18 protein-coding genes are annotated in these 20,521 nt (G+C 52.3%); 15 read left to right on the plus strand and 3 right to left on the minus strand.

Going from position 1 to position 20,521, the window contains the following annotated elements; all coding sequences use genetic code 11:
• Positions 1-9: 9 nt before the first annotated feature.
• The 7 genes from ruvB (at position 10) to yajC (ending at position 7,853) form a co-directional block, all read left to right on the plus strand.
• The gene (ruvB, locus tag AR333_RS04870; RefSeq protein WP_068774170.1) at positions 10-1,014 is read left to right on the plus strand and encodes a Holliday junction branch migration DNA helicase RuvB; all 1,005 of its coding nucleotides are present in this window, start codon (positions 10-12) and stop codon (positions 1,012-1,014) included.
• 167 nt (positions 1,015-1,181) lie between these two features.
• The gene (locus AR333_RS04875; protein WP_068774171.1) at positions 1,182-1,964 is read left to right on the plus strand and encodes an IclR family transcriptional regulator; all 783 of its coding nucleotides are present in this window, start codon (positions 1,182-1,184) and stop codon (positions 1,962-1,964) included.
• Between the two features lie 244 nt (positions 1,965-2,208).
• Positions 2,209-2,841 (plus strand): bifunctional 4-hydroxy-2-oxoglutarate aldolase/2-dehydro-3-deoxy-phosphogluconate aldolase, encoded by a 633-nt coding sequence (locus AR333_RS04880; protein WP_068774172.1) that lies wholly within the window; start codon positions 2,209-2,211, stop codon positions 2,839-2,841.
• A 301-nt stretch (positions 2,842-3,142) separates the two neighbouring features.
• Positions 3,143-5,218, plus strand: a complete 2,076-nt coding sequence (locus tag AR333_RS04885; protein ID WP_068774173.1) for a SpoIID/LytB domain-containing protein — start codon at positions 3,143-3,145, stop codon at positions 5,216-5,218.
• Positions 5,219-5,227: 9 nt separating this feature from the next.
• A complete protein-coding gene (gene queA / locus AR333_RS04890) occupies positions 5,228-6,370 on the plus strand; it encodes a tRNA preQ1(34) S-adenosylmethionine ribosyltransferase-isomerase QueA (RefSeq protein ID WP_068774174.1) in 1,143 nt (380 codons plus the stop codon).
• Positions 6,371-6,386: 16 nt separating this feature from the next.
• Entirely contained in the window at positions 6,387-7,523 is a 1,137-nt protein-coding gene (tgt, locus tag AR333_RS04895) for a tRNA guanosine(34) transglycosylase Tgt (protein WP_068774175.1), read from the plus strand.
• A gap of 18 nt (positions 7,524-7,541) precedes the next feature.
• Entirely contained in the window at positions 7,542-7,853 is a 312-nt protein-coding gene (yajC, locus tag AR333_RS04900) for a preprotein translocase subunit YajC (protein ID WP_068774176.1), read from the plus strand.
• Positions 7,854-8,057: 204 nt separating this feature from the next.
• Here the strand turns inward: yajC and AR333_RS04905 are convergent, their stop codons facing one another.
• Together AR333_RS04905 and AR333_RS04910 are read right to left on the minus strand one after the other, a co-directional pair.
• Positions 8,058-8,903 (minus strand): phosphatase PAP2 family protein, encoded by an 846-nt coding sequence (locus AR333_RS04905; protein WP_068774177.1) that lies wholly within the window; start codon positions 8,901-8,903, stop codon positions 8,058-8,060.
• Positions 8,904-8,996: 93 nt separating this feature from the next.
• Complete coding sequence (locus AR333_RS04910) at positions 8,997-9,380, minus strand: TIGR04086 family membrane protein (protein WP_253735722.1); 384 nt, start codon at positions 9,378-9,380, stop codon at positions 8,997-8,999.
• Between the two features lie 124 nt (positions 9,381-9,504).
• On the opposite strand from AR333_RS04910, the gene AR333_RS04915 reads away from it, so the two are divergent.
• Together AR333_RS04915 and AR333_RS04920 are read left to right on the plus strand one after the other, a co-directional pair.
• Complete coding sequence (locus AR333_RS04915) at positions 9,505-10,830, plus strand: SLC13 family permease (RefSeq protein WP_068774179.1); 1,326 nt, start codon at positions 9,505-9,507, stop codon at positions 10,828-10,830.
• Positions 10,831-10,912: 82 nt separating this feature from the next.
• On the plus strand, positions 10,913-11,608 hold the full coding sequence (locus AR333_RS04920) for a DUF421 domain-containing protein (protein ID WP_068774180.1): 696 nt from the start codon (positions 10,913-10,915) through the stop codon (positions 11,606-11,608).
• A gap of 86 nt (positions 11,609-11,694) precedes the next feature.
• On the opposite strand, the gene spoVB is transcribed toward AR333_RS04920, so the two are convergent.
• Complete coding sequence (gene spoVB / locus AR333_RS04925) at positions 11,695-13,266, minus strand: stage V sporulation protein B (RefSeq protein ID WP_068774181.1); 1,572 nt, start codon at positions 13,264-13,266, stop codon at positions 11,695-11,697.
• Between the two features lie 186 nt (positions 13,267-13,452).
• Here spoVB and AR333_RS25735 point away from each other — a divergent pair, with 186 nt between their 5' ends.
• From AR333_RS25735 to AR333_RS04955, 6 genes are all read left to right on the plus strand, one after another.
• Positions 13,453-14,175 (plus strand): post-transcriptional regulator, encoded by a 723-nt coding sequence (locus AR333_RS25735; RefSeq protein ID WP_367583907.1) that lies wholly within the window; start codon positions 13,453-13,455, stop codon positions 14,173-14,175.
• Positions 14,176-14,288: 113 nt separating this feature from the next.
• Positions 14,289-15,521: a protein translocase subunit SecD gene (gene secD, locus AR333_RS04935; RefSeq protein ID WP_068774182.1), complete on the plus strand. Its 1,233-nt coding sequence runs from the start codon at positions 14,289-14,291 to the stop codon at positions 15,519-15,521.
• The gene (gene secF, locus AR333_RS04940; protein ID WP_068774183.1) at positions 15,511-16,431 is read left to right on the plus strand and encodes a protein translocase subunit SecF; all 921 of its coding nucleotides are present in this window, start codon (positions 15,511-15,513) and stop codon (positions 16,429-16,431) included. Before secD ends, secF begins: the two co-directional genes overlap by 11 nt.
• Positions 16,432-16,521: 90 nt before the next feature.
• Positions 16,522-17,475, plus strand: a complete 954-nt coding sequence (locus tag AR333_RS04945) for a cation diffusion facilitator family transporter (RefSeq protein WP_068774184.1) — start codon at positions 16,522-16,524, stop codon at positions 17,473-17,475.
• 47 nt (positions 17,476-17,522) lie between these two features.
• The gene (gene recJ / locus AR333_RS04950) at positions 17,523-19,970 is read left to right on the plus strand and encodes a single-stranded-DNA-specific exonuclease RecJ (RefSeq protein ID WP_068774185.1); all 2,448 of its coding nucleotides are present in this window, start codon (positions 17,523-17,525) and stop codon (positions 19,968-19,970) included.
• A gap of 16 nt (positions 19,971-19,986) precedes the next feature.
• Positions 19,987-20,502 (plus strand): adenine phosphoribosyltransferase, encoded by a 516-nt coding sequence (locus AR333_RS04955; RefSeq protein ID WP_068774186.1) that lies wholly within the window; start codon positions 19,987-19,989, stop codon positions 20,500-20,502.
• The last annotated feature ends 19 nt before the right edge of the window (positions 20,503-20,521 follow it).

Genomic DNA, 20,521 nt, shown 5'->3' on the forward strand with positions numbered 1-20,521 from the left:
GAGGTTGCCATGGAAGACCGGATTATTTCCGCGAACTTAATGATGGAAGACGAAGTCGTCGAATTCAGCCTGCGCCCCCGTTATCTGGCCGAGTACATCGGACAGACGCAGGCGAAGGAGAATCTCAAGATATATATCGAAGCGGCTAAGATGCGCAACGAAGCGCTGGATCATGTACTGCTTTACGGGCCTCCGGGCCTCGGCAAAACAACGCTCTCGAACATTATCGCCAATGAGCTTGGCGTTAATATCCGCACGACAAGCGGCCCGGCCATCGAGCGGCCGGGTGATCTTGCTGCGATTCTGACGAATCTGCAGCAGGGGGACGTGCTCTTCATCGACGAGATTCACCGCCTCCACCGGACTGTGGAGGAAGTGCTGTATCCGGCGATGGAGGATTTTGCGCTCGATATTATTATCGGCAAGGGGCCAAGCGCGCGTTCGGTACGATTGGATCTGCCGCCTTTCACGCTGATCGGCGCGACAACCCGTGCCGGGCTGCTGTCCGCGCCGCTTCGGGACCGCTTCGGGGTAATCTCGCGGCTTGAATTCTACACCGTCGATGAGCTGTCTTACATCGTCAGCCGTACCTGCGATATTCTGCAGGTACAGATCATCGGCGATGCTTCCCGCGAGATCGGGATGCGATCCAGAGGGACGCCGAGGATCGCCAACCGGCTGCTGAAGCGGGTAAGGGATTTTGCGCAGGTGAAGGGTGACGGGATCATCACGGTAGAACTTGCGCGTGCAGCGCTTAAGCATATACAAGTGGATGACCTCGGACTCGATGAGGTCGATCATAAAATGCTCCGCGCAATCATTACTTCGTTCCGCGGAGGGCCGGTCGGTCTGGATACGATCGCGGCCACGATCGGGGAAGAGAGCCAGACGATTGAGGATGTCTACGAGCCTTATTTGCTCCAGATCGGCTTCCTTCAGCGTACGCCCCGGGGACGGATGGTCACGAATCAAGCGTACACTCACTTGGGACTTCCGATTCCGGAGCAGGGATAGAATAGAACTTAACGTACTTAAAGACGTACAGATCAGGCGCCAACGGGTGCAGGTCTGTACGTTTTTTTACAGGTGAATACGATTTGACAAGCAAATAACCGAACGATATGATTATAGTATGTTATTTGCGAACGATGTTCGCATATACGAACGATGCGGGGGTCCCTATGGAAAACACAAAGATTAATAAGTCTGCCGCACGAGTGATGGATATCTTAGTGCTGTTGTCCGAGAAGGATGAGCCGCTGACGATTTCCCAGATCGGCCGGGAATTGGAGATGCCCAAGAGCAGCACGTTCGAGCTGCTTAACACGATGGTGGAACGGGGATTTCTTGAAACCAACCCGCAGCTCAAGACCTATAAGCTGGGACTTAGACTTTTTGAAGTCGGCGCTGCTTATCTATTTAATACGGATTTGCACAAAGAAGCACGGCCTTATTTGGAGTCTTTGATGGCGCGGACAGGTGAAACCGCTTTTCTGGCGATCGAGTCCAGCGGTGAGATTGTTTATCTGGATAAGACGGAAGCACCTTCTTCCGTCCGGACAACTGCAACACTCGGCACGCGAAGTCCTATGCATACGACGGGCCTTGGCAAAGCGATGCTGGCTGCTTATCCGGATGCCAAAGTCAGAGAGCTGATCGGCGGCAAAGAGTTTGTGCAGCGTACCCCCAAAAGTATCGCGAATATGGAGGATCTGCTGGCCGAACTCGAAGCTACCCGGAAACGGGGGTACTCTATTGATGACGAGGAGAACGAGTTTGATATTTTTTGTCTGGCTGTCCCTGTTTTCGATGCGTCTGACCGGCCGGTAGCTGCGATGAGTGTAGCGGGTCTGCTGCGGCGGATGACGGATTCGAGAATAGAAATGTGCGCCAATTATTTAACGGAAGCGGCGCTGGATGTATCCAGAAGATTAGGTTATCGTCACAATCGGCTTTTTCCCTAAGGGTTAGAAGCCGCCTTTTTTAAAAACATATTATGAACGTAGTTCGTATATGCGAACAAATTATTTTTTCTGATCCCTCTATCTGATCTATTAATGAAGCGGACCGTTCAGGGATCTTGACGTAAGTTTAATTTGAAGAAAGTCCTTCCCCTCGCATAGCTCTTACCCTGCAATAGTCCCTGTTCAACAAACGGGTAATTCGAGAGGATCGTAGAAATTTAATAACTAAAGGAGAGAAAATAACATGGAAATGCTCGAGGTTGTACGGAAGCACAAATTGATCGCTATTCTTCGTCAAATTCCGGAAGACAAAGCAGATCAGGCGGCTGAGGCTCTGATCGAAGGCGGAATTCCTCTGCTGGAGGTGACTATGGACAGCGCAGGCGCGGCAGCAAGTATCAGCCGCTGGAGAGAACGCTACGGCCAGGACGCTTACATTGGAGCCGGCACTATTCTCGATATCGCTACCGCGCAGAAGGCCGTTGAGGCTGGCGCCCAATTTCTGATTTCCCCTCATTTCGATGAAGAAATTGTAGAATATGGCGTGAAGAACGGGCTGGAAGTATGGCCGGGTGTTTTTACACCGAGTGAGATGGTCCGTGCTCTTAAAGCGGGGGCGAAGGCAGTCAAGCTTTTCCCGGCAGGGGCTCTGGGAGCGTCCTACATCAAAGATGTGAAAGGACCGCTTGCGGACGTTCCGATTATCGCCACAGGGGGCATTCATTTAACTAATGCCCGCAGTTTCCTGGATGCCGGCGTAACCGGGATCGGACTGGGCGGCAGTCTGCTTGATAAAAAGCTGCTCGCCGAGAACAAGTATACTGAGTTGAAGGAACTTGCCCGCCAGTTTACTCAAATCGCGGAAAACGGAAGGTGATCGTGACCGCGATCGTTAGACCGGGCAGTGCTGAATCTATTTTCAGCCTGAAGACTGGAAATCTAGTAAGTTATCCAAGTAAAGTCAGCCGGATTTAACGGCTGGCTTTTTTTCGTTACCAAAGGCCTATTGACGCGCCAGGCTTCGCTGCCGATATATAAAGAAGGATTGTTGTCGGGGCCGAATACTGCCTTTCACACAACTTATCATTGAAAGCTGCGTCTAATAGTTGATAGAATACTAGAGTTGGCGACTGGCTTCATTTACCAGACCCTTAAGCAGAAAGGAATGTTTGCACCGGATGAAGAACAGAAGATTGAACTGGAAACTGGTTACGGCTTTTGTGCTGACGCTGGCGCTTGCAGCCGGAATGATGGGGGCGTCTACGCTTCCGCTTCAAGCAGCAGTACCCAAGCTCGATAAGATTCGCGTCGGATTATTTATGGAACACGGGACTTACCGCTCTCCTGAACAGGCGGTTACTCTTGTATCGGAGGAAGGCTTCAATCTGGGCGTACGCACGCCGGCTGCCGTTACGAACTGGGCGGTAGAAGGTAGCCCGCAGTTGCGTGTATCACTGGACGGTTACGGCGTGCGTGTGCTGGAAACCACCCAATACAAAGAAGCCAAAGCAGCTTATGACAAGCTGCAGAGCTCTCCTTCGGACCGGGCCTATATTATCAGCCGGACGAAAGGCGCAGCCGCGGCATATTCCGTTTATTACGGCAGCTACGCAGCCAAGGAAACGGCTGCAGCAGCCCTGAATAAGGCAGTTAAGCTGACGGGCTCTGCCGAAGCTGTTCTGAGCGGACCGCTTCACTGGTCGGCTGGAACATTTGCCTCTCAGGCGGAGGCAGCCAAGCAGGCGGCTCAGCTGGGACAATCCGGCGTTGATGCCGATGTTGTCCTTACGCAGGGAGTCGGCGCTCAAGCCGCTTACCATGTGTGGGTTGGCGCGGAAGCGGACGAAGCGGCCCTGGCGGCAGTTAAGGCCAAGCTGCCGGGAGCATCGCTTGTGCCTGTAGATCCGGCGCAGCCTTACCTGATTCAGCGCTCGGATGTGTCGCTGAATCAGACGGCCATCCCGCACTATGCGGCGGGAGCGGGAGCTCAGAAGACGTGGATCGAGAGCAGAGGATCTTCGATCGGCGTGAAGGAACGTTCGGACCGTGTGTATCGCGGCAGCATGGAGGTGAGCCGTTACAACGGGAAATTTGCCCTCATCAACGAATTGCCTTTTGAACAGTATTTGTATTCCGTTGTCAGTTCCGAAATGGACGGCAACTTCCCGCTGGAGGCCTTGAAGGCACAAGCGGTCGCCGCACGCACTTATGCGATTAAACAGGGGATGAAATACGGAATCGCACATCTCAGCGATTCTACAACGGACCAGTCTTATAGAGGTATGCAGCGCGAAGTGAAAATTGTGCAGCAGGCTGTCGATGCAACGCAGGGTGAGGTTCTCGTCAATGATAAAGGATTGATTTCAGAGCCGCTCTACTCTTCCAATTCAGGCGGTAAAACGGCAGATGCGACCGAAATATGGGGGAACGCCGTTCCTTATCTCAAAAGTGTGGATAGTCCTGACACGGGTGCAGCCGCAGGTAAAGCCGACTGGTACCGCATCTCGCTGGGAAGCGGCACAACAGGCTATGTAAGCGGGGTCTATCTGAAGAAGACCGGCCAGAAGAACGAAGCGGGTCTTGAAATCGCCGCTTCCACGCAAGCCGGAGTCAATGTACGCCCGCTTCCGAGCACGGACAATGCGAGCAGCCCTTCTTTTGCCCAGCTAAAAGATAAAGAACGCGTTACCCTGCTTGAGAAAGTAACGGAATCCAATTCGTATTCATGGTTCCGGATGTATGACCGTACAGAATTAGAGAAGTTTCTGGCGAGTGCAGGCGTGAAACTGGACGGACCGCTCCGTTCACTTGAAGTCAGTAAACGCGGGCCTTCGGGCCGTGCGATTGAACTCAAAGCGAACGGCGCTGTGGTGAAGGTGAAATATCCGAACGATTTAAGAAATGTTCTAGGCGGTCTGCCCAGCACGCTGTTTGAAATTGAAGAATCGGGAAGGTATACTATAGAAGGTGCGGACGGGGCGACCCAAAGTCTGACGGCCGGTTCCGGTTCTGTTCAGGTGTTAGCTGCCGGACAAACTAAGCCCGAGAAGGCCGGCACTGAGTTGTTCGTGATGGGTGCGGACAATCAGGTGCGCAGCGTTACTTCGGATACCCGCTATATCATCCGCGGGACGGGGAACGGGCATGGTCTCGGAATGTCCCAATGGGGGGCAAGAGGCTTGGCGGACCAAGGCAAGACCTACACCGAAATTCTACAAACTTACTATAGCGGAGTTTGGACCACTAAGGAATGAGAGACATACATGGACGTACAAGCATTTGATTACCATCTGCCTGAAGAATTAATTGCACAGACTCCGCTTGTGCAGCGGACGCAATCCAGACTGATGACGCTTGACAAGAAGTCAGGCGCTGTCGGTCATCATACTTTTGAAGATTTGGCCGATTATCTACAAGCCGGGGACTTGCTCGTGATGAATGACACACGGGTAATTCCAGCCCGGCTTTTTGGCGTAAAAGCGGACACCGGTGCCAAAGTCGAGCTGCTGCTGCTCAAGCAGCTGGGCGATGACCGCTGGGAGGCCCTGGCGCGGCCCGGCAAGCGGATCCGCAAAGGAACGGAGCTGCTGTTCGGCGTTGATGCCGCCGCGCTTGCGGCGGCTGAGGGTCAAGATTCAGCTGCAATCCGGAGCCAGGCCCCGCTGACGGCAGTTGTCGAAGCCGAAGGCGAGATGGGAGCGAGAACGGTTCGTTTCCGTTACGAAGGAATCTTCAATGAGGTTCTGGATCAGCTGGGAGAAATGCCGCTGCCTCCGTACATCAAGGAGCAGCTTCCTGAGAGGGAGCGTTACCAGACGGTCTATGCCCGTCATGCGGGTTCGGCTGCGGCTCCGACGGCGGGGCTTCATTTTACGGAGTCTTTTTTGGATAAACTTAAAAATAAAGGCGTTCGCCTTGCTTTCGTGACTCTGCACGTGGGACTCGGTACATTCCGCCCGGTTTCCGCGGAGAAGATCGAGGAGCATGAGATGCACGCGGAGTATTACGAGCTGCCGCAGGAGACCGCTGATCTCATTAATGAAACCACGGCTGCCGGAGGACGTATAGTAGCGGTGGGGACCACGTCGACGCGGACGCTCGAAACGGCAGCCCGTCAATCGCAGGCTACCGTGGAAGACAGCGGGGATACCGCTGCCGAGGCAGCCGGCGCCGCTGGCAAGCCGCACATCCTGCCAAGCAGCGGATGGACAAGTATCTTTATCTACCCGGGCGTTGAGCTTCAGCTGGTGGATGCCATGCTGACGAATTTTCATCTGCCCAAGTCCACACTGCTTATGCTGATCAGCGCAATGGCTGGACGTGACAATGTATTGAATGCCTATCGTGAAGCCGTTGAAGAGAAGTACCGCTTCTTCAGCTTCGGCGATGCAATGTTTATTTACTAGAGAAGGGAAGGCAACTATGGCTGCAGTTACGTACGAACATATTAAGACCTGCAAGCAGACGGGCGCGCGTCTTGGACGTGTACACACCCCGCACGGCACGATCGAGACTCCGGCTTTTATGCCGGTAGGGACCCAGGCCACGGTCAAGACCATGAGCCCGGAAGAACTGAAGGCGATGGATGCTCATATTATTCTGAGCAATACGTACCACCTGTTCTTAAGACCCGGCCATGAGCTGGTCAAAAAAGCCGGGGGGCTCCACAAGTTCATGAACTGGGATCGTCCGATTTTAACGGACAGCGGAGGCTTCCAGGTATTTAGCTTGAGCAACATGCGTAAGATTACAGAAGAAGGCGTTCAGTTCCGTTCCCACCTCAACGGGGACAAGCTGTTCATTTCGCCGGAGAAGGCAATGGAAATCCAGAATGCGCTGGGCTCCGATATTATGATGGCATTCGATGAATGCCCGCCTTATCCGGCCACGTATGAATACGTGAAGGACTCGCTGGAACGGACGACACGCTGGGCGGAGCGCTGCCTGCAAAGCCATGCCCGCCCACAGGACCAAGGACTGTTCGCCATCGTCCAGGGAGGCATGTACGCGGATTTGCGCAAGCAGAGCGCGGAGCAGTTGACTTCCATGGATTTCCCGGGGTATGCTATTGGGGGATTAAGCGTAGGCGAGCCTAAGCATCTCATGTACGAGATGCTGGAATGTACGACGCCGCTGCTGCCGACCGGCAAACCGCGGTACCTGATGGGAGTCGGTTCCCCGGATGCGCTGATCGAAGGCGCTATTCGAGGCGTGGATATGTTCGATTGCGTCCTGCCTACACGGATTGCCCGCAACGGTACGGTCATGACCAGCCAAGGACGTCTGATCATCCGGAATGCGAAGCACGCGGATGACCTCGGCCCGCTGGATCCGGAGTGCAGCTGCTACACGTGCACGAACTACAGCCGCGCCTACATCCGCCACTTGATCAAAGCGGATGAGACCTTTGGAATCCGGCTCACGACGTACCACAACTTGCATTTCCTGCTTGAACTGATGAGGGGTGTCAGACAAGCTATTAGCGAAGACCGTTTAGGCGATTTTCGTGACGAGTTTTTTACAAAGTATGGTCTTCACGACAACGACAAAGGATTTTAACCTAAGGAGGACATGAATATGTTTGAAATCGCTGCAGCACCAGGTGGGTCGTTAGCGGGCTTGATGACGTACTTACCGCTGATTCTGATGTTTCTCGTACTTTACTTCCTGCTGATCCGTCCACAGCAGAAGCGTACCAAGACCCGCAATATGATGCTGGGCAACCTGAAGAAGAACGACAAAATCGTAACGATCGGCGGCTTGCACGGTACAATCGTTGAAATTACAGACGATGTGGTTGTGCTTCGCGTCAATGATGCGACTAAAATGACGTTTGACCGTTCCGCGGTTAACTCCGTTGTAAGCACCAGCACAGTTGAAGAGAAATAAGGATCCGTACATGATCCTCTTGCAAGTTAAGCGAGTTCCAGTGTCCTTTAAGGGGATTGGAGCTCGCTTTTTTTGTGCATTCCTACTTTCTAGTAAAGCTTGGAGGAAGCCCAGGTCATTACTGCCATTGCTGCCATTGGCGGCATATACACAAAGACCTGACGGCTGCCCGCAAGTTCATGCGGTACCATCAGGTCTGTGGAGCTACTCGCCTACTTTTTGCTGCTTTAATCTGCGTGGCTGTACGAGAAGCCCGCCTAGTACGGTTCTTTCTTCGCTGATCCGGATTCCGACACGAGCTGCGAATGTTCCCAGAATCACTCCGCCGATCATGTCCGTCACCCAGTGGATGCCCAGATAGAAGATGGCAAAGATGATGATCGAGCAGGACAGAATCGAGAACCATTTCCAGAAACGGTTGCCCGAATGTGCGGCGAGAATCGCCATAGACACGGATATGGAAGTATGAAGACTCGGGAAGCAGTTATCCAGACCCGACAGGGGTCTATATTCGGATTCGAAAGCCGGAAAAGCTTGTGTAATGAGCAGATCGACTTTGGGATGAAACGCCCAGACTTCGAGAACCGGGAAGAACAAGTAGAACGGAATTGCAACGATGTAGTTGATCATAACGGTGTAGCACAGTGCGTAAAACAACCGGTGTTTTTTCTGATACGTATAGATCAGGATCGAAGCAATCATTAAACATGGGAAGATCACCACATAGAACATACTGGTTATCATCGTCAAGATATCACTCTGGAAAAACTGTTGAAAGGCAGCGACGAAATTCCCTTCAAGCGCATATACCTTTGGCGTAAAATCGGCGGTATATTTCATATGGCTTTCGACCCATAGTTCGATTTTGTTAAAAAACAGAATGGCCATGACCGCTACGAAATGCAGCAGGTATTTCCGTCTAGTGAAAATTTCCTGTACAAATGCTCCTGCTGCGTTGAACGGATTCGTCCGAAGTGTCACGAGAAGGAGAAAGTAGATGGAAATAACAATATACACGGTTGCATGGGTCATGGATTGTAACGGATACATTGAAGTTTCCCCCTAAAGATGGAAAAGGTATGAAGATGAACTAAGCTATTATAGCATAGTTAGGGGAGGATGGTGTATGTTTTGCGGGACCCATCATTTGCTACTGGAATTAACGCCAATGATGCCTCCAAGCGCTCCTGCGGCGAATGCTAAACCCACTAACAGTAGGGTGCCCGGTTGAAAGGGCGTATCGAAAGCAAGAAACCCTGTAACCCATACGCTGACAGAGTATATCAGTCCCAGCATCCCCCCGAAGTACCAGCCTTTACGGCCGGCACGTTTGCCGGATACCCATCCTCCGATAAAAATTGACAGCCCATGCGTAATATATGCAAGTGTGGATAAAGATGACTCCTGCGCAGAGCTTGACCACAAAATAAACGAGGTCAGAAGAGTCCCGATTACAAGAGCACCCAAAGAATGGAGCAGCCCGGTCAAGAACGGCGAAGACAAGCGGACTTGGTTAACCTTATTCATCGGATTCATGCACATCCTTCCATATTCTTAAGAACATTTCGCTAACATTATTCTATGGGCATGTTCATAAGAATAGTACAGATTCCGCTCGTGCGAAACGCGCAGGAAAGGGGGCTTTGCCTATATGCATGAAGCCGTTCAAGCTCCTGTCTGGCAGGCCGTTACGGCGTTAGCTGTCTTTGCCGCTGTTCTAATCGGCATGATCCAGCGCGTAAAATACCGCAGCCTGTTTCCGGCAGCCGGTGCTCTCCTCCTCTTACTAAGCGGCATCGTCACTCCGGTATCCGCTATCCGGAATTATATCCCGTGGGAGGCGCTCTATCTTGCTCTTGGCGTGGCTGCTGCAGCCTACCTGCTCGATAGGGCGGGATTGCTCCAACTGGCAGCGGTGCGTTTCGATCGTCTGACCGGTGGTCATCCGTCCCGTATGCTGGCTGTCATCATGCTGCTCTCTGCCCTGGGGGCTTCTTTACTCGATGCCGCAGCGGCGATGGCGGCTCTTCTGCCTCTGACGCTGGCTTTCGCCAAGTCATGGGGAATCCCCTCGGCGCCGTATACGGCCGGTATGATGCTTGCTTGTAACCTCGGCGGGAGCTTGTCCGTCATCGGCACGATGCCGGGCAGACTGATTGGGACGGCCGGAGAACTCAGCTTTGCAAGCTCCTGGCTAGTCCTGGGTCCGCTCACTCTGATTCTGCTGGTGCTTGCCTACCTGATGGTCTGGGCCGTATACGCCCGCACGCTGCAGGCGGCGTGCCCGATTATCCGGGAGCCGGTTTCTTCGCCGCCAGTCTTGACTGGAAGCGCAAAACTCAAAGCGATGCAGCCCGCTGCTGTCGTGTTTGTTATCATGGCCGGCGGTTTTTTCATTTCCCATGCAATAGGGATCCGGCTTGCCCACATAGCTGCCGCAGGAGCGCTAGTTTTGCTTCTGCTAGTAATAAAACGATGGGCCTGGCAGAAAAGTTTCGGGGATCTTAACGTTTCCTTATGGGTCTCTACCGCCGGGTGGTTCATTATAACGGGAGGGCTTATCCAGACCGGCGTGATCAGCGGTGCCGCAGGCTGGATCATGAAAGCTATGCCAGGGGATGAACAGTGGCTGGCGCTGTCGGTACTCTGGATGACGGCAATAGGCTCTTCTCTGTCGGACAGCTTGGCCCTTACAGCTTTATCCATCCCTGTTGTAGGAGAAATGATAAGTGTTTTACAAGCCGGGGGAGCGGCTCATGCGGACCGCTTATGGTACGTCCTGCTGGCCGGAACCCATCTGGGTGCTAATGCTACCTGCATAAGTTCCCTGTCCAGTCTGCTGGCGTTCGGCAGTTCGTTAGGCCGCCCCGGAGGCATTACATTCCGGGAGTATTTGCGCATAGGCATCCCCTTCAGCTTCTTTTCCCTCACCCTTTCCTCCCTATATTTAGTCGGATTCTGGTTTGGGAACAATTGAGTGGCATCTGTCTTGCATGAACGAAGAGGGCGGCGGTCAGAATACCAGGTAAACTCCGAGAAAAGATGTCCAGGAGGCTGTCATGGAATTGCTGATCATCTTTGTTCGCACCATTCTGATCTATTTTGTGGTGTTTCTTATGCTTCGGATTATGGGGAAGCGGGAGATCGGGAAACTGTCCGTGTTTGACCTCGTAATCTCCATCATGATTGCCGAAATCGCCGTTTTTGTGCTTGAGGATGCGAACATGCCGATGGCTAACGGTATTCTGCCGATGGTTACGCTAGTGATGATTCAATTGTTTATGGCTTTTGTGACGTTAAAAAGTCAGCGTTTCCGCACGTTATTCGAAGGCAGGCCCAGTGTCCTTATTGAGCACGGTAAGCTGGATAGGGAAGAGATGCGGCGGCAGCGCTACAATCTGGACGATTTGATGATGCAGCTGCGCCAGCATAAAGTGATGAACGTAGCGGACGTTGAGTTTGCGATTCTGGAAGCGTCGGGCAAACTTAGTGTCGTGGAGAAAAACCACCCCAGCAGAAGCGCCGCAGAGCCTTGTCCGGAGCAAGGAACGATCCGGTATGCCGGTCTGCCCGTGGCTTTAATCATGGATGGGAAAGTACAAGACGATAACTTGCAGAAAATCGGGCAGACCCGTTTCTGGCTGAAGAATGAAATCGGCAAGAAAGGGATTCAGGATTTTAAAGATGTATTTTTCTGTTCCGTGGATCACCGGGGTTTTGTTTATGTGGATAAAAAAGACCGCGGCCGCAGCTAGCGGCCAGGGGATCGGTGACAGGCCGGCGGACCCCAAAAAACCGGGATGCGCATGATTGGGTTGCGTCCCGGTTTTTTTGAATTTTCTTAAGGTTTGCGAATAAGTCTGCGTCCGAGTGTCAGCATGCGTGCCAGATCGGACCGGTTCACGATCCTCAGTATCGTGACTCCGATCATGTAGGCGGTCATCGCGGCTGCGGAGGCAATGAGAAATCCTAGCCAGAGCGGCTGGTCTGCCGCCGCGCGGTATACGGCCAGACAGCAGACCGAAGCGGCGGTCATCGCGGCTGTGACTTTGGCAATGTCGATTCCGCGCATGGTGAATTTTAAGTGGCGAAGCACACTTAATCCGTGAAGAAGAGTAACCAGCACGACATTCACACAGCTGGCCATAACGGCACCGAGAATTCCGAATTCCGGTTTGCTCGCCAGCCAGACGATCAGAAGCAGCTTCACAAGCGATCCGATCAGGGTATTAACCAGGGCGCTGCCGGGTTTGTCCAGCGCTTGCAGAGCGGCCTGCAGCGGTGCTTGCAGATAAATAAAGATAGCCACCGGCGCCAGCATCTTGAGCATGACAGCAATGTCGGTCTGCCCGTACATCAACTGGCAGAGCGGTTCGGCAAGGACGAACATGATGACAGCGAACGGGCCCCCGGTTACAAGAGCCAACCGCAAAGACTGATGCATACGTTTGTGGATCATTTGGATATCTTTCCGGGCGGCAGCCTCGCTGAGCGAAGGAACAAGAGAGACGGATAAGGAAGAAGTAAGGGCGCTCGGGAGCAGAATAATAGGAATAATCATTCCTTGCAGAGCACCGTATTGAGCGGTTGCCACTGCCGTTACGATGCCTGCGGCCGCCAGGCTGTGTGCGATAAGAATGGACTCGAGGAGATAAGATCCGGCACCAGCCAGGCGGCTTGCGGTGATGGGCAGTGAGATCTTAATCAGCCTGCGGAGATGAAGCAGTCTTCCCTGGCGCGCACTGGTTCCGATCTGCACCTGGCTGATAGAACGTTCCTTGCCTGACTGCCGGCGATAGTGAAGAAGCAGCACAAGCATGCCGGCAGCTTCGCCGACCGTGACTCCGATCATGGCTCCGGCTGCGGCCCAGGCAATGCCATAGGGCAGCAAAGCGAAGGAGCAGGCCAGTACCATGACGATACGCACCAGCGTTTCAATCGTTTGCGAGGTGGCGGTCGGAATCATATTCTGTTTTCCCTGAAAATAACCCCTTAGTACAGCGGAAACCGCGATAAGCGGGATGATGGGGCTCATGCAGAGGAACGTGAAATAAACGCGCTCATCCGTTAGAAGATGGGAAGTGATCCACTTGGCTCCCGCGATGCAGACGATTGTGAAGACCCCGGCAATGCTGAGTGAAAGAGCCAAAGCGAGCTTAAGGATGCGGATAGACCGCCGGTAATTATGCTCGGCCTCTGCTTCCGCAACCAGTTTGGCTACAGCTAGAGGAATCCCACCTGTAACAAACGTGAGGATAACGATCAGGAACGGCCACCCCATCTGATATAAGCCTACACCTTCAGCTCCAATGACTCTTGGAAGGGTAATCCGTGGAATAAAGCCAAGAATGCGGTTTATAATCCCTGCAGCGAGCAAAATCATCGTACCTTTGATAAAAGATTGCTTGGTCAACGTGCATTCCCTTCTTCCGTGTACGAGTTCTACTAGAACCATATGCCGCCAGTGGTCAAGCTAAGACCAAACATTTTTTGACCGGAGGCATAACCAGGCAGGAAATCCGCTTTTCACTCGCGAATAACGATAAAGGAAGAAGTCTTATTCTTGTACGTAAAGCAATACAGCCAGGGGGGATAGAATATGAATTCGGAAACGGGCAAAACGGAATCCGCTGCTGCGCTAGCCTCTGATTTTGCAGAATTGCCGGAGAATGCCCACATAGCTGAACAGGAGATGAAAGATGAGCCAGCAGAACCTATAGAACATTCAGAGAATGCTGGAGCTATAGGAGATTCAATAAAGGATGCAGCTGGACCAGCCGGAATCGAAGAGTCTGCGGAACCCGTTACATCTACCAATGTCAGGGATGCCGCGGATGAAGTCGAACCTGTAGAGATAGCCGCGTCGGGTGAAGTGATTGAACCGGGGGAATTCATACCGGTTGAAGTTGAGGTTGAGGGGCCAGATCCGGAAGCGGCTGCTGTCGGCAGGGACGAGATGAATGGGTATGAAGCCTTGCTTCATCGGGCCACTATCACGGGGGCAGGAACAGAACAGGAAATTGCGGCAGCCGGCAGCACAGGGATTGAAGAGGCTGACGCGAATGCGGCGGAAGAGACCGTAGAGAAACTCACGGATATTGAGCTTAATGAGGTGATCGAAGAACTTTGTATCAGTAAAGCCGAAGAGTTCCATATGATCGGGTATGAACATGTATCGGGTGAGGATATCTGGGCGTGCATTAACGATAAATATAAGAAAAAAGGCATCCCGCCTCTTCATCAGATTGTGAATGATATTTTGTCTTTAAAAACGACACAATTCATGAATTACGTGACGATGTGCATGTATCGGGGGTCCTGAATTAGATACTAGGGGCCTTTTTTTGTTTTTGAAGGTAAAAAACGTCAAATTGACTCGTTTTTCGCGGGTGGTTATAATAGGAATATTGAGTTGGGAAGGGAGATTATTAAGGCATGGATGTGAAACGGATCTCGGCTTTTTTCTTAACCGTCATCATCACGCTGGCCGTGATCGCGACGACGAGTCCAGCTTTATTGGGCAATATCAGACTCGGGTTGGATTTGAAAGGTGGATTTGAGACTCTGTATGTGGCGGAGCCGTTTACGGAGGGGCAGCAGGTAACACCGGCAACATTGAAGAAAGCCGCTGAAAGTATCGCCAAGCGTGCGGACAAGCTGGGTGTAGCCGAGCCAGAAGTATTGGCGGAAGGCGAGAACCGCATCCGCGTCCGGTTAGCCGGTGTGGAGAATGAAGATGAGGTTCGCGAGAAGATCGGTAAACCGGCTTCCCTGACGTTCCGGGCTCCGGACGGCACCGTGATGCTTAACGGCACGGACTTCGTAGAAGGCGGGGCTTCCGTCGGTTACGATAACCGCAACCAGCCGCTCGTACAGATTAAGATGAAAGACCGCACGAAGTTCAAAGATGTAACAACACAGATGATCGGTAAAACGTTATCCATTTATCTTGATGAAGAAGTGTTGTCCTCGCCGGGAGTAAGTAAAACCATTGACTCCGACGTGGCTTCTATTGAAGGGAATTTTACATTCGAAGAAGCCCAGAATTTAGCGGATACCATTAATATGGGTGCTCTTCCACTGAAACTGACGGAGAAGTATACACAAGTTGTAGGGGCATCGCTTGGTCAAATGTCTCTGGAACAAACGATTCGAGCGGGAATTATCGCTTCTATCATTATTCTTATCTTCATGGTTGTGCTCTACAGATTGCCGGGTATTATTGCGGCATTCACTCTGATTACTTACACATGGCTCCTGCTCCTCTTATTCGATCTCATTAATGCGACGTTGACCTTGCCTGGTATCGCCGCACTCGTGCTCGGGATCGGGATGGCAGTTGACGCCAACATTATTACGTACGAACGCATCAAAGAAGAAATCCGAAGCGGCAAGAGTATTCTCTCTTCTTTAAAAACAGGCTCGAAGCACTCCTTCCGGACTATTATGGATGCCAACGTCACCAATATTATTGCCAGTCTCGTGCTGTATTTTATTGGTAACGGCGCGATCAAAGGGTTCGCACTTACGACTATGCTCAGCATCGTGGTCAGCGTCCTGACGAACGTATTCTTTTCCAGGTTCCTCATTCACATGCTTATTAAAGGTAACTTGTTCAAGAAGCCGGGTTATTTTGGCGTGAAGGAGGATCAGATCCGTGAATTATAGTAACAAGTTCAATTTTGTTGCACACCGTAAAATATTTTTCATCATTTCCAGTGTAATTATCGCGGCCGGGGTCGTTGCTCTTCTGCTATTTCAGATGAACTACGGCGTTGATTTTAAAGCAGGTACGTCTATTGACGTATCGGTAGGTCAGGCCATTACCAAAGAAAAAGCTCAGGAGATTTACAAGACGGCCGGGTTTGATCAAACCGTCACCATCGGCGGATCTAACAGCGACCGCGTATCGACCCGTTTTGACGAGATTCTCAACAAAGAGCAGATCGATAAGATCAAAGCTGCTTATGCGGCCGATTATAAAGACAAAGTATCTATGGAAGTCAATACGGTATCACCGGATATTGCCAAGGAACTTGCGTTCAAAGCTATTATCGGTGTACTCATTGCAAGTGTGGCTATCAGTATTTATGTAAGTATCCGGTTCGAATGGAGATTCGCGCTAGCGGCCATCATTTCCATTCTGCATGACGCAGTTATCGTTGTGTCCATGTTTGCGATCTTCCGCTTTCAAGTCGATCTGCCGTTCGTAGCGGCTGTCTTGACTACCGTCGGTTATTCCATTAACGATAAAATCGTTATTTTTGACCGGATCCGGGAGAATCTCCGGTTCTCCAAGCTCAAGACGCCGGCTGATCTGGAAGTTATGGTTCACGACAGCATCTGGCAGACGATGGCACGCAACATTAATACGGTCATTACGGTCTTGATTGCCGCAATCTGTCTGTTTATTTTCGGCAGCGAATCTATTAAACTGTTTGCACTGGCCAAAATTATCGGTCTTACCAGCGGTGCGTACTCTTCTATCTGTATCGCAAGCCCGCTGTGGTACATGCTCAAAAAAAATTCCCTTGGCAGCAAGCGTAAAGTAGTAGCAGCCGCCGAAGCAAAAGAATAAGCTATCTGCCGCGTGAATTCCGTTCCGCGGCTTTTCCTTGGAATAAGATAAATGAGCATCTCAGCCAAATTATGCATAGGGAGAGTCGATATGTCTGATGAACGTTTGCAAAAAGCCCAATTAGCAGCCTGGGTCGGCGTTGGTGGCAACATCGTTCTTACCCTGATAAAATGTGTCGTGGGTCTTATGGCCAGCAGCAAAGCACTGCTTGCCGACGCTGTCCATTCCGCTTCTGATACGGCAAGTTCATTCGCAGCTCTGAGAAATCTAAGATCGCCCGGAACTCCGGTTGATCACGGGTTGTCTTACGGGCGCGGCAAAGCGGAATCGATTGCCACCCTTATTGTTTCGGTACTGCTTATGATTATCAGTGTCGAAATTGGCATATCGGCAGTTAAGCAAATCGTTGCCGGTGTGTATGAACCTCCCAAAGGCTACGTGCTTATTGCGATAATCGGTTCGATTATCTTGAAAGAAACGATTGTCCGTTATAAATCTTGGACCGCCCGAAAGCTCGGTTCACGCGATTTTGTTTCCTCTACACGGGAGAACCGTTCCGGCACTTATTCGTCCATAATTGCTTTGTCAGGTGTAGGCGGTGCTCTGATTGGAGCCAAAATGGGGTGGTCCTTTCTTTATTATTTGGACTCGGCCGCAGGAATTATCATCGCGCTTCTGATTGTCAGAATGGGATATGGCATCATAACAGATTCACTCCAGCATACAATGGACCGTGCTCTCCATCAGGAAGATGCCCGGGATATGATTGCCGCAGTTCAAAGTGTGAAAGGGGTCATTTCCGTTGAAGATCTCAGAGCACGCGAGCATGGTCATTATGTAATCGTGGAACTGCGGGTAAGTGTGAACCCGAGAATTACGGTTCTGGAAGGCAACGATATTGCAAGATCTGTGAAATATCAGTTAATGAAAAAATTTATACATCTATCGGATGTGACGATACATGTATTTCCATATGACTCCGGGTACCCTTACAAACACAGCATTGATGCAGCTTCTAAGGATGAGCTTCAGGTGCTTCACTGATTCGCTGTAAGGAGAAGGAGTCATGAGGGGAATTTAGGAGGAACAACGTGCTGGAATCCAAAGCAAGATGGCGGATTGATGAGGCAGACCAATCAGCCGCTCTGCAGCTTAGTGAAGCTTTCGGGCTGGACCCGCTGCTGGCGAAGCTGCTCGTGCTGCGGGGAGTTCGCAGCGCCGATGAAGCCGATTTATTTTTGAACGGAGGAAGCGGTCATTTTCATGACCCCTTCCTTCTCGACGGGATGAGAGAAGCTGTAGCACGTATTCAAGAGGCTGTACGGTGCGGAGAGAAGATCCGTGTTTACGGGGACTATGATGCAGATGGAGTAAGCAGTACCGCTCTGATGGCTCATCTCTTAAGAGGGCTTGGCGCTAACTTTGATACGTATATTCCTCACCGGGTCCAAGAAGGCTACGGCCTGAACAAAGGGGCCGCCGATTTGGCCAAAGAACAGGGCGTATCCCTGATGATTACAGTAGATACGGGAGTCAGTGCCGTAGAAGAAGTGAAGTACATTCGCGAGCTTGGCATGGATATTATTGTGACGGATCATCATGAGCCGCCGAATGTTCTGCCGGAGCCGATCGCTCTTATTAATCCGAAGAAAGAAAATTGCCCATATCCTTTCAAGGGGCTGGCCGGTGTAGGCGTAGCGCTGAAATTAGCGCAGGCCCTGCTTGGCCGGGTACCGGAAGAACTGCTTGAAATCGCTGCGATTGGAACGGTCGCCGATTTGATGCCGCTTCATGATGAGAACCGGATTATCGTCAAACTTGGTCTGGAGCGGATGCAACGTTCTATCTATCCCGGTATTCGTGCTCTGATGGAAGTCTGCAGCATTGATCCGAGTACGGTGTCCGCAACCAATATCGGCTTTGGTCTGGCTCCGCGTATTAATGCAAGCGGCAGGCTCGCTCATGCTTCAACTGCGCTCCGCCTTCTGGTAACAGAAGATGCTGGCGAAGCTGCCGCAATAGCAGAGGAACTGGATTTGCTTAATAAGGAGCGGCAGTTTATTGTAGATGATCTGACCACGCAGGCCAAAGATTCAGTCGAAGCCGGTCAAGAGGCAGGATCAGAAAAGAAAGGTTGTCTGGTTGCTGCGGGTGAACGGTGGAATGTAGGTGTGGTAGGTATTGTTGCATCCCGTCTTGTGGAAACCTACTATAGACCAGCTATCGTGCTCAGCATTGATCCGGAAACGGGAATAGCCAAAGGCTCTGCACGCTCTATTGCGGGCTTTGATATGTACCGTGCGCTGAGTGCATGCGCGGATTTGCTTGATCATTACGGCGGACACCAGGCAGCTGCCGGAATGTCGCTGCGGCGGGAGAATATCCCGGAGTTTGAGAGAAGATTGAATGGGCTGACTGACGAGTGGCTGACGGAGGAAGATTTTGTTCCGCTGCTCGCAGTGGATGCCGAGTGCTGTCTGGGCGATGTGCCCCTGGCTTGCATCGAGGAACTGGAGAAGCTGGCGCCGTTCGGCGTGGGCAACCCGGCGCCCAAGATCTTGTTCAGCGGACTCCGGCTGGATGAAATCCGCCTGATGGGCCGCGAGCGTCAGCACTTGAAGCTGGTGCTCACGGATGCAGCCGCCGAGACCGCATGCGGCGTCGAGGCGGTAGGCTTCGGCAAAGGCTGGCTCGGCAGCCTGATGACGCCTCAGGCGCCCGTTGACGTAGTGGGAGAACTCTCCGTCAACGAGTGGAACGGCGTACGCAAGCCGCAGCTGATGCTGCAGGACTTGCGTATCTCTTCTCTCCAGGTTTTCGACTGGAGAGGCAAGAACAGCGCCCGCGTCGGCGAGGAACTTTCCTCGCTCGGTGAGCGCCTTACCGCGCTGCCGGAGCGCGGCAAGGCGGTGCAGCCAGCGCTCGTCCTCTTCGGTGAAGAGGACCGCGCTCCGGCTGCACCTGGCGCTCAGGCAGGCCCCGTGTGGCGGTGCCTGCCTGACGGCAGCCTTGCTCCGGACAATGAGGCAGCGCGGGAACTGCGGTTCCCGGAGATGACCGACGTTGTCCTCTGCACGGCGCCGCGCACGCTCCCGCAGCTTCAGCGGGTGCTGGAGCAGGCGGACGGCATGCGCCGCTGCTATGCCGTCTTCGCAGACCCGGCGCCGCAGGACGGCGGCGTTATGCCGACGCGTGACCAGTTCAAGGCGGTCTACGCGTCTGTGCTGAAGCAGGGCATCTGGGATTTGCGCAATCCCGCCCTGCTGCAGTCATTCAGCCGCCGGTCGGGTCTGTCGCCGGCAATGATTTCTTTCGTCCTCGACGTATTCGAGGAGCTTGGGTTTATCCAGAAGGCCGGGGGCATAATCCGGCCGGTAGAGACTCCTGCCAAGCGTGATCTGACCGCTTCCCGCAAATACCAGGAACGGCTGGCGCGTGCGGAAATCGATCGCGTTTGCGTCTATACATCCGCCAAAGAACTGCAAGATTGGATTGCAAACTGCCGGTCGCCGCAGCTGTTATCCGCCCAACATTCATAAATTGGAGGAATTTCGAATGAATTTCAAAGACTATATCCGCGTGATTGAGGATTTCCCGCAGCCGGGTATTCGTTTTAAAGATATTACGACCCTTCTGCAGAACGGCCCCGTTTACAAAGAAGCCATCAACTATTTGGCTGAACTGGTCAAGGATCAGCAGATTGACCTGATCGCAGGTCCTGAGGCTCGCGGCTTCGTTGTAGGCGCTCCGCTTGCTTATGCCCTCGGAGTCGGTTTCGTCCCGATCCGTAAAAGCGGCAAATTGCCGGGCAAAACGATCGAAGCCGATTATTCACTTGAATACGGCAAAGATAAGCTGGCCGTTCACGACGATGCCATTAAGCCGGGACAACGCGTATTGATCGCAGATGATCTGCTGGCCACTGGCGGTACGATTCAGACCTGCGTCAACCTGATTGAGCAGCTGGGCGGCGAAGTCATCGGTTCTGCCTTTATGATCGAGCTTACGTATCTCAACGGCCGCGAGAAGCTGCCTGCGGGTAAAAACATTTACACGATGATTCAATATTAAGAAAAAGCTAAAGGCCTGT

It is taken from the genome of Paenibacillus sp. FJAT-26967 (assembly GCF_001541095.1).
Classification (GTDB): domain Bacteria; phylum Bacillota; class Bacilli; order Paenibacillales; family NBRC-103111; genus Paenibacillus_F.